Source organism: Streptomyces sp. V4I2 (assembly GCF_030817655.1).
In the GTDB taxonomy this organism is placed as follows: Bacteria; Actinomycetota; Actinomycetes; order Streptomycetales; family Streptomycetaceae; genus Streptomyces; species Streptomyces plumbiresistens.
In genome coordinates this window covers 4,363,566-4,375,667 of sequence record NZ_JAUSZM010000003.1, presented here as the reverse complement: position 1 = coordinate 4,375,667, position 12,102 = coordinate 4,363,566, and the positions used below count along the sequence as shown (strand labels likewise).

At 70.1% G+C, this 12,102-nt stretch carries 10 protein-coding genes; 7 read left to right on the top strand and 3 right to left on the bottom strand.

The window, feature by feature from the left end; genetic code table 11:
• Positions 1-173 precede the first annotated feature (173 nt).
• Positions 174-1,511, top strand: a complete 1,338-nt coding sequence (locus QFZ76_RS20650; RefSeq protein WP_307675134.1) for a DUF445 domain-containing protein — start codon at positions 174-176, stop codon at positions 1,509-1,511.
• Positions 1,512-1,565: 54 nt separating this feature from the next.
• Complete coding sequence (locus QFZ76_RS20645; protein ID WP_307675133.1) at positions 1,566-3,092, top strand: MFS transporter; 1,527 nt, start codon at positions 1,566-1,568, stop codon at positions 3,090-3,092.
• Between the two features lie 447 nt (positions 3,093-3,539).
• Here QFZ76_RS20645 and QFZ76_RS20640 read toward each other — a convergent pair whose 3' ends face one another.
• The gene (locus QFZ76_RS20640; RefSeq protein ID WP_307675132.1) at positions 3,540-5,165 is read right to left on the bottom strand and encodes a serine/threonine-protein kinase; all 1,626 of its coding nucleotides are present in this window, start codon (positions 5,163-5,165) and stop codon (positions 3,540-3,542) included.
• A gap of 185 nt (positions 5,166-5,350) precedes the next feature.
• Between QFZ76_RS20640 and QFZ76_RS20635 the strand changes: the two genes are divergently transcribed.
• Entirely contained in the window at positions 5,351-6,496 is a 1,146-nt protein-coding gene (locus QFZ76_RS20635; RefSeq protein ID WP_307675131.1) for an FHA domain-containing protein, read from the top strand.
• Between the two features lie 207 nt (positions 6,497-6,703).
• Here the strand turns inward: QFZ76_RS20635 and QFZ76_RS20630 are convergent, their stop codons facing one another.
• Positions 6,704-8,185, bottom strand: coding sequence for an alginate lyase family protein (locus QFZ76_RS20630; RefSeq protein ID WP_307680079.1), 1,482 nt, complete (start codon positions 8,183-8,185; stop codon positions 6,704-6,706).
• 223 nt (positions 8,186-8,408) lie between these two features.
• Here QFZ76_RS20630 and QFZ76_RS20625 point away from each other — a divergent pair, with 223 nt between their 5' ends.
• Positions 8,409-8,795, top strand: a complete 387-nt coding sequence (locus tag QFZ76_RS20625; RefSeq protein ID WP_307675130.1) for a VOC family protein — start codon at positions 8,409-8,411, stop codon at positions 8,793-8,795.
• A 33-nt stretch (positions 8,796-8,828) separates the two neighbouring features.
• Here the strand turns inward: QFZ76_RS20625 and QFZ76_RS20620 are convergent, their stop codons facing one another.
• Positions 8,829-9,131, bottom strand: coding sequence for a hypothetical protein (locus QFZ76_RS20620; protein WP_266439007.1), 303 nt, complete (start codon positions 9,129-9,131; stop codon positions 8,829-8,831).
• Positions 9,132-9,286: 155 nt separating this feature from the next.
• Between QFZ76_RS20620 and QFZ76_RS20615 the strand changes: the two genes are divergently transcribed.
• The 3 genes from QFZ76_RS20615 (at position 9,287) to QFZ76_RS20605 (ending at position 12,085) form a co-directional block, all read left to right on the top strand.
• A complete protein-coding gene (locus QFZ76_RS20615; RefSeq protein ID WP_307675129.1) occupies positions 9,287-9,712 on the top strand; it encodes an Hsp20/alpha crystallin family protein in 426 nt (141 codons plus the stop codon).
• A gap of 16 nt (positions 9,713-9,728) precedes the next feature.
• Complete coding sequence (locus QFZ76_RS20610; protein ID WP_307675128.1) at positions 9,729-10,214, top strand: DUF2267 domain-containing protein; 486 nt, start codon at positions 9,729-9,731, stop codon at positions 10,212-10,214.
• Positions 10,215-10,402: 188 nt separating this feature from the next.
• Positions 10,403-12,085, top strand: a complete 1,683-nt coding sequence (locus QFZ76_RS20605; protein WP_307675127.1) for a glycosyltransferase — start codon at positions 10,403-10,405, stop codon at positions 12,083-12,085.
• Positions 12,086-12,102 lie beyond the last annotated feature (17 nt).

The window sequence follows — 12,102 nt, the reverse complement described above, 5'->3', positions numbered from 1 at the left end:
GATGGGAGCCCGAGGCTCCGATCTGATGAGCCCATGATGAGTCATGGGCTGGGGAAAACTGGCAGGTCCCCGCCGCGTTCCCCCGACCGGACAGACGCCGGGAACTCTTGTTCCGTTCCAGGAGTCGGTCAGGAAGGGACAATGTGTGAGGGATCACCGAACGGGTGGAGCGGATGGAACGTACGGAAACGGGATCAACCGGTGCCGAAGGGCAGCATGCCCGCCCCGGCGCCTTCACGAACCGCGCCATGAACACGTTCAGCGAGGCCGACGAGGAGAAACAGCGCGGCGTACGTCGGATGAAGCTCACCGCGACCGGGATGCTGCTGTTCGTGGCGCTGGTGTACGTCCTCACCAAGTGGGCTTCCCACCAGGGCGCCGGCACCTGGGCGGGCTATGTCGCCGCGGCCGCCGAGGCCGGCATGGTCGGCGCGATGGCCGACTGGTTCGCGGTCACCGCCCTCTTCCGGCACCCGCTGGGCCTGCCCATCCCGCACACCGCGATCATCCCCACCAAGAAGGACCAGTTGGGGGTGTCGCTGGGCGAGTTCGTCGGGGAGAACTTCCTCTCCGAGGACGTCGTACGACAGCGGCTGCGCGCCGTCGGCATCGGCAGCCGGCTCGGCGCGTGGCTGGCGGACCCCGAGCACGCGGACCGGGTGACGGCGGAACTGTCGGCCGCGCTCAGGGGCGCGCTGACCGTCCTGCGCGACTCGGACGTCCAGGCCGTGGTCGGCGAGGCGATCACGAGAAGGGCCGACGCGCAGGAGATCGCGCCCGGCATAGGCAAGATGCTGGAGAAGGTCGTCGCGGACGGCGGCCACCGTCGTGCCGTCGACCTGATCGTCTCCCGCGCGCACGACTGGCTGATCCTGCACAGCGACTCCGTCATGGACGCCGTACAGGGCGGGGCGCCCGGCTGGACCCCGAGGTTCGTCGACAAGCGGGTCGGCGAACGTGTCTACAAGGAACTGCTGCGCTTCTGCGCCGAGATGCGGGACATGCCCTCCCACCCCGCCCGCGGCGCCCTCGACCGCTTCCTCACCGACTTCGCCTCCGACCTCCAGTCCGACACCGACACGCGCACGCGGGTCGAGCGGCTCAAGGGCGAGGTGCTGGGCCGCGGCGAGGTCCAGGACCTGATCGCCTCGGCCTGGACCGCCGTACGATCCATGATCGTCTCGGCCGCCGAGGACGAGCGCAGCGAGCTGCGCCTGCGGGTGCGGGCCTCCCTGTTGTCCCTGGGCGCGCGGATGGCCGCCGAACCGAAGATCCAGGGCAAGGTCGACGGCTGGGTGGAGGGTGCGGCGGTGTACGTCGTCACCACCTACCGCAAGGAGATCACCTCCCTGATCACCGACACCGTGGCGGGCTGGGACGCCGAGCACACGACGAAGAAGATCGAGGCGAACATCGGCCGTGACCTCCAGTTCATCCGCATCAACGGCACGGTGGTCGGTTCGCTGGTCGGGTTGTTGATCTACACGGTGTCGCGGGCGCTGGGGGCGTAGCCGCGTCGGTCCAGGGCACTCGATCCGGGTTCTCGCTCGATGAGGAGGGAGCCCATGACCACCGCGCAGGCCGAGACCGGCCGAACCGTGACGACCGACATCCCCGCCCGCCTCGACCGCCTCCCATGGTCGCGCTGGCACTGGACGATCGTGATCGGTCTCGGCACCGTGTGGATCCTCGACGGCCTCGAAGTCACCGTCGTCGGCAACATCGCCGGGCGCCTGTCCGAGCCCGGCAGCGGACTGCCCATCACCTCCGGCCAGGTCACCGGCATCGCCGCCGCGCTCTACGTGGCCGGTGCCTGCTTAGGCGCCCTGTTCTGGGGCCGCCTGACCGACGTCTGGGGCCGCAAAAAGCTCTTCATGATCACCCTCGCGGTGTATCTCGCGGCGACCGCGCTCACCTCGATCGCCTTCGACACCTGGTGGTTCTTCGCCTTCCGCTTCCTGACCGGCTTCGGCATCGGCGGCGAGTACGCGGCCATCAACTCCGCGATAGACGAACTGATCCCGGCCCAGTACCGCGGCCGCGTCGACCTCATGATCAACGGCAGCTTCTGGCTGGGCGCGGTCGGCGGCTCGCTGCTGTCGATCGTCGCGCTGAACACCGCCATCTTCCCGGCGAACGTCGGCTGGCGGCTGACCTTCGCCCTGGGCGCCGTCCTCGCCCTGGTGATCCTCCTCGTACGACGCCACGTCCCGGAGAGCCCACGGTGGCTGCTGATCCACGGCAGGGACGAGGAGGCGGAACGGATCGTCTCCTCGATCGAGCAGCGCGTCGAGGCCGAGCGAGAGGAACCGCTGCCGCGGCCCGAGGGCGAGATCACCATCCACCAGCGCCGCAGCGTCACCTTCCTGGAGATCGGCCGCACCGTCTTCTCCGACTACCGCAGGCGGGCGATCCTCGGCTTCTCCCTCTTCATCGGCCAGGCCTTCCTCTACAACGCGATCACCTTCGGCTTCGGCGCGATCCTGACGACCTTCTACGACGTCCCGACCGGCGACACCGGCTACTACTTCGCCGTCATCGCCGTCGGCAACTTCTGCGGCCCGCTGCTGCTCGGCAAGCTCTTCGACACGGTCGGCCGCAAGGTGATGATCTCCTCGACCTACCTGCTCTCGGGTCTGCTGCTCTTCGGCACGGCCTGGCTCTTCGACCGCGGTTCCCTGAGCGCGAGCACGCTGACCGCCTGCTGGTGCGCGGTGCTGTTCTTCGCCTCCGCGGGCGCGTCGAGCGCGTACCTGACGGTCTCCGAGGTCTTCCCGATGGAGACCCGGGCCATGTCCATCGCCTTCTTCTACGCCATCGGCACCGCCGCCGGCGGCATCAGCGGCCCCATCCTCTTCGCCGACCTCACCGGCACCGGCAAGGTCGGCGACACGGTCCTCGCCTTCCAGATCGGCGCGGCACTGATGTGCGCGGCCGGCCTGGTCGCGGCGCTCCTCGCGGTACGAGCGGAACGCCGCTCCCTGGAGGACATCGCCACGCCGCTTACAGCGTCAGCGACGTCAGCGACCTCAGTGGTGACGGAGAAGGGGCCGGGGGTGTCGGGGCCGGAGTCGCGGAGGGCTACGGCGTAGGAGTGAGGGTGCGGAGTGCTACGGCGCAGGGGTGAGGGTGCGGGCAGTCGTTCTCGCCCCCGCCGCCCCTTCCGTGGCTGACAGCGGCGAGGCCATCACGGATCTGGCCGTGCTGCGCGACCAGGGCGAGGTGTACGGCCCCATCGCCTTGACACCGACTGCCTGGCGGCTGCCGGCCGTCGTCGACCAACGCGTACTGGACCGTCTGCACACAGCCCACGCTCCGCACCTTCTTCTCGGTCGGATACGCGGTCGCAGAGCCGGTCCGCCGCGCGATCCGGGCCCTGCCCGAGCAGGTCTGGCACCCCGCTCTGGACCAGAACGGCACCCCTCCGCGAGTCCGCCGAGGTCGCCGAACCGACCGGCATGGCCGACTTGCCTGCCACCCGGCCGGCACTCGCGGCACCGTCCGCCGCGAACGTCCCCGCCCCAACTGAAACAGCGAGGCTAGGAGATCGTCCAGAGCGTCAGCTGGGTGACGTAGTCGGGCCTGACTTCGTGGGGCACCACGTCGGTGATCTTCAGCATGGCGAGCTTTCCGTCCGAGGTGACGGTGCACAGGACGGTGCCCTTGGTGAGGTCCGTCGTGAGTGCCTTGCCCTGGATCTCGGTCGCGAGGGCGTTGGTCTCGGTCGCGGACTTGCAGTCCTCCGGTGTGGTGCCGGTGCTCTTGCCCGTCGTGGTCAGGAACTTGAGCTCGGAGACGCCGCTCCAGTGCGAGTACTTCAGCTCGATTTCCGGTGGGTTCTCGGAGACGCCCTGCCAGTCCGACAGCGGGTCGGCCTTCGGGACGTCCAGGTCGATGCGGGTGTAGGCGAAGTCCTGCGGTGCCCGGAGCGTGAACGCCTTGTTCTTGAAGACCGCCGTGTACGTGGCTTTGCCGCCCGCCTTGGCGGCGGCGGACTTCGACGCGCCCGGCGCCGGGCTGCTCGCCGTGCCCCCCTTCGCCCCGTCGGTGCCCTTTCCGTCGGGGCGGGTGAGCGACCAGGTGACCCCCGCCGTAACGGCCACGGCCACGAGGACGGCAAGGGCGGTCAGCCCGGTCCGTCGACGCGCGGGCGCCGACGGTGACATCGGCGCCGGGGGCGGGGTCGGTGCGGCCGTCGCGTGTCGCGGTGGATGGGTGGTCGGTGGTGCCGTCGGTGCCCCGAGGCCCGTGGCCGTCGACGCGTACGCGGGCGCAGGCGGGTGTTCGGCGGCCCGTTCGCGGCGGGCGATCTCGGCCGCGATCGGCTCCGGCAGCCAGCCGGTGAAGTCCTGCAACCTCCGCCCACTGGCCCGCTCGCACACCTCGGCCAGCTCGCCCGGCGTGGGCCGGGCGGCGGGATCGGCGGAGAGGCACTGCTCCAGAATGCCCTGCAGTGGTTCCGGGTAGCCGGACAGGCTCGGCGGGCGAAGTTCGGTGTTGGCGATCTTGGTCGCGAGTGTGATGGCCCCGCCGTCGCCGTACGGGTGGCGGCCGGTCGCCGCGACCGCCGCGACCAGGCCCAGCGAGAAGACGTCGGTGGCCGGGCCGAGTGGCTGCCCGTCTGCGTGCTCGGGCGACATGAACTGCGGGGTTCCGATCAGCCCGCCGCTGCGGGTGAGCTGCGTGGCGTCCGCCGCCCGCGCGATACCGAAGTCGATCACCGAGGGGCCCTGGGTCCCGAGCAGGATGTTGCTCGGCTTCAGGTCGCGGTGGATCACTCCGGCCGCATGCACAGCGCGCAGCGCCTCTGCCGCGCACCCCATCAGCTGGAGGACCGTCGGTAGCGGCAGCGGCCCGTACGTCGCGAGCGCGACGTCCAGCGGTACGGCCGGTACGAAGGCGGTCGCGAGCCACGGCACGGCACCGGTCGTGTCGTGGTCCACCACCGGCACCAGGTGGTATCCCTGCACCTGCCGTGCGGACCGGGCCTCCTGCTCGAAGCGGCGGCGGAACTCCTCGTCCTGCGCGTACTCGCGGCGGATCACCTTCAGGGCGACGGGCTGGTTGCCCCGCGTGCGAGAGAGGTAGACCGTCCCCATGCCGCCCTCGCCGATCCTGGCGAGCAACCGGTATCCGGTGACCTCGCGCGGATCGTCGGAGCGCATCGGCTGCAAGTAGGCCGTGTCATCAGAGGTGTTGATGCGATCACTCTCCCGCGGAAGCGCCGTCGCGGGAATACTAGGTGATCGCGTGAAGGTCGAGTGGATTCCCAGGCAAACCACTACTGCCATATTCTCGCCGCAACTTGACGGTGACTCAGTCCCGCCGACACCCCGATCGCGGAGGGTTCATGGAGCGCAATCTGGCTGCTACGGCTGACCGGGCCGATTACCTCGTCGACCTCTCCAACATCGCACGCCAGACCTCGATCGGTGGTCCCGGTGACCGTTCGCTGCACCGTCTCCGTCTGGTGATCGAGGGCCTGGTCCGGCTCACCGGAGACCCGGACGTCTCCGTCTACCTGATCGCCGACAACAGCCTGCTGGGCGGACAGAAGCAGTTCACCGATCCGGCCGACGCCCGCCTGCTGCGCCGCTGGGTCGAGGCCGGGCTGGTCGAGGAGGTCGCCGACGCCGACGACCGGGTGCTCGAGATCGCCGGCATGACCGGCATCCAGGTCGTCACCGGCGACTACTACGTCCCCTATCGCAACGATTACCCCTGGATCCAGGGCAACACCTGGCAGTTCCTGCTGCCCGAGCCCGGCCGCAAGGGGTCGGTCCGGCTGGTCCCGCTCGACATGGGAGTCCGTACCCAGGCCGAGATCTCTCGCAAGATGGAGCTCTCGGTCCTCAAGAAGCAGGGCCTGCTGACCCCGGCCCAGAAGCCGCTGATCGACGTGGTCGCCCGGTCCTGGCGTTGCCCGGAGGCCCGCTGCTCGCTCTACAGCGTCCGCAGCGGCGGGCGGATCCTGCTGCCCCGGATGCGACGGGGCACCCCCACCTGCGAGCTGCATGGAACGCCGCTGCTGGACGACGGCCCACGGCCCGGCGCGGCCCAGCTGAAGGCCGTCATCGACGGCAACTGCGCGGCCCGCTACACGCTCGACGAGGGCTCGCGGACCGGCATCGGACGGAACCCCGGTGAGGACGGCATCGCGCTGCACGGCCTGCTGACCGCGGAGAGCGCGGCGCGGGTCAGCCGTCGGCATGTGGTGGTCCAGGTCAAGGGCGGATCGGTCGTGGTCCGGGACACCAGCACGTACGGAACGCGGATGCGCAGCGCCGGCAAGCGGGGTGAGCTGGGGACGTGGGAGCAGCTGCCCTCAGAGACCAACCGGCCCTTCCGTCCCGGCGACGAGCTCGAACTCGCCCCGGGTGTGGTGCTCACCCGCAGCGGCCGGCGCTTCCCGGCCGAGCTCGCGGACGCGTGGCGCTCGGCGGCCGTCAGGATGTCAGTCCCGACGGCCGCCGCGGCGGAGACCCGGCTCCGCTGACCCGGACCGACCGACCGCACTTGGAAGGGCACACCGCCGCCCCCAGACCCCCGCTTCGGCCCTGAACGGCCTCGTCCTCAAACGCCGGACGGGCTGAATCAGCCCGTCCGGCGTTTGAGGAGCGGGGTCTGGGGGAGGGCTGGGGGGGAGCCCAGGAGGACGGGAACGGGAAGGGGCGGCGGGGGCGAAAACGACTGCCCGCGGTTCCTACTCGGCCCCGTCCCGCCGCACCCGGTCACGCCGCCGCAGGAACAGCACCCCGCCGGCAACCGCGGTGATACCCGCCGCGGCCGTCCAGCCGACGATGTCGTTGGAACCGGTGGCGGCGAGGTCCCCTTCGGCGTTGGGCGACGCGGAAGCGGAGGGAGACGCGGAGGGCGTCGCCGAAGCCGACGCCCCGGTCTGCGGCCTGGCGTCCGAACCGCCCCCCGCACCGCCGGAGGCAGCCGCACTGGCAACCGGGCTCGGGGAAGCCGACGTATCCGCCGCCCGGTCCCGCGTGAACGCCAGCGTGCCGAAGCCGAGTTGGTCGTACCCACCACTGTTGGGACCGTAGTCCCCGCCACCCCCCTCGGGCGCGGCCTGGGCGGCGATCCGGGTGAGGTACGTGGCGGACAGGCCCCGGCGCTTGGTGTAGTGGTTGGCGATCATGGCCCAGATCGGGCGCTGCATGGCCGGGTCCACCGTGGCGGCGTCGCCGGCGGTCTCCTGGCCGGACCAGCCGTTGATGGCGCCCTTCGCACGGGTGTTGGCGGTGTAGGACACCTCGCCGCCCATGCTCCACTTGGCCACGTACTGGGCGCCCTTGAGGAAGCGGCTGTCGTCGTAGCCGTACAGGTCGAGGCCCTGGTTCCAGGCCATCTCGCAGAAGGTGCCCATGAGGCCGACGCCGAGCAGCGCGTGCCCCTGGTCGCGTCCGGCCTCCAGCCACTCGGCGAGCCCGTCGTCGCGCACCACGGGGATGGCGTTCTTGACCGCGCCCAGTCCCTCGCCGTGCTTGAAGTAGTCGACGGCGCGGGCGACTTGGGCCTTGTCGTCGCAGAAGATGCCGGTGGCCAGGACGCACGCCATGGCGGTGAGGTCCCAGTTGGTCCAGTAGTTGGTGATGACGGCGCCGTTGTGCCTGACCAGGAAGTCGTCGCTGAGCGGTGCGAAGACGGTGCTCAGCATCTCCTGGAACCGGCCGAGCTCGAAGTCGCCGTGGTCACGGACGAGTTCGGCGGCGTTCGCGAACTGGTAGCCGTAGAGCCCGGCGGCGAGGAACCGGTCGGCGCTCCCTTCGAGACTGGTCAGCGTGCCCGACCAGGCGTTGAGGATCGCGACGGCGGTGTCGGCGTACGCGCTGTCACCGCTGACGTGGTAGCGCAGGCCGTTCTGGTAGGCGGCGTGGATGTCGTTGTAGAGGAGCGTGTAGTTCTGCGGGGAGCCCGCCCCTCGATACACGGTCGCCTGCGGGTTGGCCGTCCAGCCGCTCTGCGCGTGGCGGTTGGCGGTCAGTTTGGCGAAGCCGGCGGTGTAGGGGGCGGCGCCCGCCTTCACCTTGGCGGCCATACGTGCCAGATCGGTGCGGGTGTGCAGCAGGCCGGGGTGCGCGTAGGCGGCGCCGGCCGCGGCGGCGGGACTCGGGGCAAGGGTGGTACCGACACCGACACCGACGGCTCCGGCTGCGACGCCTGCGGCCTTGAGCATGCTCCGGCGGCTGATCTCTCGTGTCACGAGCGGCATTCCTCTTCGGTCCTCGGGGGGTGAGTCGCGTTCCTGTGACCCTGTGGCAGGGGACGGTGAGGAGACGTCGAGAAGTGACGACGGATAACGAAAACTGGAGTCTCGTGCCCCAAAGCGACCCCCGAGGCGAGCCGATGGCGAGCTGCCGGCAAACCGTTGGCAAGCCACTGACGAGGAGAGATGCCGGATGACAGTCCGCAGGATCGTCCCCAACATCCAGGTCGAGTCCGAGGAGGCGATGCGTACGAGCAGGGACTTCTACGGCCTGCTCGGCTTCGAGGAGGTCATGAACATGGGCTGGGTGACGACCCTGGCCTCCCCGGCGAACCCGACCGCCCAGATCAGCTTCTTCACCGAGGAACGCACCGGCCCCGTCGTCCCCGACCTGAGCGTGGAGGTCGAGGACGTCGATGCGGCGTACGCGCAGGTGGTGGCGTCCGGCGCGGAGGTCGTACGGGAGCTGCGGGACGAGGAATGGGGCGTACGGCGGTTCTTCGTACGTGATCCGAACGGGCGGGTGGTGAATGTGCTGACCCACCTGACGGACCTGACGGACGTGACGGACTCGGCGTAGTCGCCCCCGCCGCCACCGTGGTCGTGGGTCGGTTCAGGCCTTCCGGTCCGCCACCGCCCACGAGGCCAGACCCACCGCTCCGGCCACCCCGAAGACGGCCGGCCAGGCGCCCACCTTCTTGGCCAGGGGGTGCGACCCGGCGAAGGCGGCGACGTACGCGACCGTCAGTGCTCCCGCCGCCTTCCCGCCCGCCTGCCGGCGCCACTGCTGCGCTGCCGCTGCCCCGGCGACGGCCAGCACGGCCCCGCCCAGCTGCCGCTTCCTGGTCCAGCGGGCCACGCCGTACCCGCCGACGAGACCGCTCGCCGCGACGACGGAGCTGGGAACCTTCGCCATGCCTGCCTCCTGCGCTGTCCGTGTGCCCCGAGGCTAGCGCTCACCGGCCACGACGCCTGTTCCTGAGTCGGGGCTTGTCAAGTTTTCTCCTCCGAGCTATATAAGAAGCCGTAGGGCATCGCACAGACAGCACCTGAGGAAAGGAGTGAACTGTGATGCTCATGCGTACCGACCCCTTCCGCGAGTTCGACCGCCTCGCGCAGCAGGTCCTCGGCTCCACCGCCCGCCCCACCGCGATGACGATGGACGCCTACCGGTCCGGGGACGACTTCGTCGTCCACTTCGACCTCCCCGGCATCGACCCCGAGTCGATCGAGATCGACGTCGAACGCAACGTCCTGAACGTCCGTGCCGAACGCCGTTCCCCCGCCCCCGAGGACGCGGAACTGATCGTCGCCGAACGCCCCACGGGCAGCTTCACCCGGCAGCTCTTCCTCGGCGACACCCTCGACACGGAACGCATCGACGCCTCGTACGACGCCGGTGTCCTGACCCTGCGCATCCCGGTCGCGGATCAGGCCAAGCCGCGTCGCATCCAGATCACGGGCGGCGGCAGCGACCGTAAGCAACTGAACGGCTGACCGAGAGGGAGCCTCTATGACAGTTATGACAGTACTGAGCACGACCCCCAGTACGACGCCGAGCACCACGTTGAGCACCAAGTTGAGCACCAAGTTGAGCGCGCCAAGATGGCCCGAACTGATCGACGCCGTACGGGAGTCCGGCCAGTACGCGACCACTGCGGAGGCCGAGCGTGTCACCCGCATCGTCCTCTCCGCGCTCGGCGGGCACGTCACCGGCGACGAACGCGTCGACCTGGCCCGCGCCCTCCCCGAGGAGGCGGCCCGTGTGGTCGCCTCCCAGATCCCGGTGACCTGCCCCCTGACGGCGTCGGAGTTCGTGGACGCCGTGGCCGGCCGCATCCAGGGGGCCACCTCGGCCACGGCTCGCTGGGACGTCAGCTCGGTCCTGAGCGTCCTGCCGAGCCTGGTCGGCGATGACGTGGTGGACCGCGTTCTGGCCCGGCTCCCGCAGGGCTACGCCCTGTTGTTCGGCCGAGCGGAACTGACACCGGCAGGCTGAACGGGCCGACGGTCGTCAACCTCCCTGCTGGGTTTCGGCTTTCCGGCATCGACGCCGGCACGTGCAAAGCCGAAACCCAGCACGGCGGGATTGACACAACGATCCCGAGCCCCGAAGAGCGCGCCGACAGGACACGAACGCGAGGCCCGACTACCGTGAGGTCGGTCACGAAATCACCCGTTCCGTCCATGTATGGGGGAATAGTGCTCAAGGTCAGCATTGTGGTGCCCGTCTACAACGCGGGTGACTACATCGAGCGTTGCGCACCGTCGCTCCTCCACCAGAGCCTCGGCCGGGACGCGTACGAGATCGTCTACGTCGACGACGGCTCGACCGACGACTCCGGGCAGCGTCTCGACCGGCTGGCCGACCTGCATCCGCACGTGCGCGTGGTCCACCAGGAGAACTCCGGCTGGCCGGGAAAACCCCGCAACGTGGGTGTCCGGACGGCCCGTGGCGAGTACGTCCAGTTCGTCGACCAGGACGACGAACTGACCCCCGAGGCACTCGAACGCCTCTACCGCCTCGCCGCCCGCAACTCCTCGGACATCGTCCTGGGCAAGATCGTCGGCACCATGCAGGGCCCCAGCATCCTCTTCAGGCGCACCGTCGAACAGTGCACGGCCGAGGACGCCCCCCTCATGGAGAGCCTGACGCCCCACAAGATGTTCCGGCGGGAATTCCTCCTCGACGAGGACATCACCTTCCCCGAGGGACCGGTACGCCTCGAGGACCAGATCTTCATGGCCCGCGCGTACGTGCGCGCCAAGAGGGTCTCCATCCTCGGCGACCCCTGCTACGTATGGAACCGCCGCGAAGACGGAGGCAACACCAGCAGCCGCGCGAGCACCCCCGAGACCTACTACGGCCACCTGCGTGCGGTCGTGGAGGCCATCAAGGAGGGCACCGAACCGGGCCCCCTCCAGGACCACCTGCTGCGCCGCTCCTACCGCGTCGAACTCCTGCGCCCGGTCAGCGAACCCCGCGTCCTCCAGCGCACGGGCAGCAGCCGCGAACGGTACTTCGACGTCGTACGCCGCATGGCCCTGGAGTGCTACCCACCGGGCGTACGGGACGGGCTCCCCGCGATCACCAGGCTCAGAGGCCACCTCCTGGAGGAGGGCAACCTGGAGTCCCTGGTCGAACTCGCGCGCCGCACCAAGGAGATCAAGCCCCAGGTCACGGTCGACGCCATCCGCAGGCACAAGGACAGACTCGTCATCAGGACGACGATCGGCATGCTCCGCTCCGACGGCGAACCCCTCACCCTCGTGGAGCGCTACGGCCGTCTCCTCCTGGACCCCGATCTGCTGGCGGACATCAAGGGCGCCGAGGACTGGGAGGTCCCGCACCCGCTCGGCGACGCCCGCGGCGAGATCCTCGTCCACGACGCCGCCCGCAACCTGTGGTGGTTCCCGGACACCGACCTCGCCCCGCGTACCGAGCCGCTCGGCAACGGCCGCCACCGCGTGATCATCACCGGCGAGACCGTCATCGATCCCCTGACCCTGGCCGGCGGCACCGAGATGCCCCCCGGCACACACCTGGTGTGGGCGAACGCCCGACTCCTCGGCGTCGGCCGCCGGGACCGCCTCACCGGCACGCCCTCCTGCCCCGCCGCGTACACGACCGGCAGCCCGGCCCGCCTGGTCATGCCCACCTGGGGCGGCCCCTCCGGCCAACTCCGCCTGTCCGTGGGCCAACCGGGCCACATCTCCGTCCCCCACCACGTCCTCCTGCACGCCACGGCGACCCCGAGCGTCCGCCGCGCCGCCCGCACCCTCGTGCGGCGCCTCCCGAAGGACGTACGCAAGCAGGTTCGTACGCTCGCGCGCCGGGCGGATCCCTGGACGGCGGGCCGGAAGGACTGAACGTCGCCACTTCACAC

What these genes read in the sequence shown, in the direction of transcription:
- QFZ76_RS20635 (WP_307675131.1), top strand. Translation starts at nt 5,351, where the DNA reads ATGGAGCGCAATCTGGCTGCTACGGCTGACCGGGCCGATTACCTCGTC.
- QFZ76_RS20650 (WP_307675134.1), top strand. Translation starts at nt 174, where the DNA reads ATGGAACGTACGGAAACGGGATCAACCGGTGCCGAAGGGCAGCATGCC.
- QFZ76_RS20630 (WP_307680079.1), bottom strand. Translation starts at nt 8,185, where the DNA reads ATGCTCAAGGCCGCAGGCGTCGCAGCCGGAGCCGTCGGTGTCGGTGTC.
- QFZ76_RS20605 (WP_307675127.1), top strand. Translation starts at nt 10,403, where the DNA reads ATGTATGGGGGAATAGTGCTCAAGGTCAGCATTGTGGTGCCCGTCTAC.
- QFZ76_RS20620 (WP_266439007.1), bottom strand. Translation starts at nt 9,131, where the DNA reads ATGGCGAAGGTTCCCAGCTCCGTCGTCGCGGCGAGCGGTCTCGTCGGC.
- QFZ76_RS20610 (WP_307675128.1), top strand. Translation starts at nt 9,729, where the DNA reads ATGACAGTTATGACAGTACTGAGCACGACCCCCAGTACGACGCCGAGC.
- QFZ76_RS20615 (WP_307675129.1), top strand. Translation starts at nt 9,287, where the DNA reads ATGCTCATGCGTACCGACCCCTTCCGCGAGTTCGACCGCCTCGCGCAG.
- QFZ76_RS20640 (WP_307675132.1), bottom strand. Translation starts at nt 5,165, where the DNA reads ATGCGCTCCGACGATCCGCGCGAGGTCACCGGATACCGGTTGCTCGCC.
- QFZ76_RS20625 (WP_307675130.1), top strand. Translation starts at nt 8,409, where the DNA reads ATGACAGTCCGCAGGATCGTCCCCAACATCCAGGTCGAGTCCGAGGAG.
- QFZ76_RS20645 (WP_307675133.1), top strand. Translation starts at nt 1,566, where the DNA reads ATGACCACCGCGCAGGCCGAGACCGGCCGAACCGTGACGACCGACATC.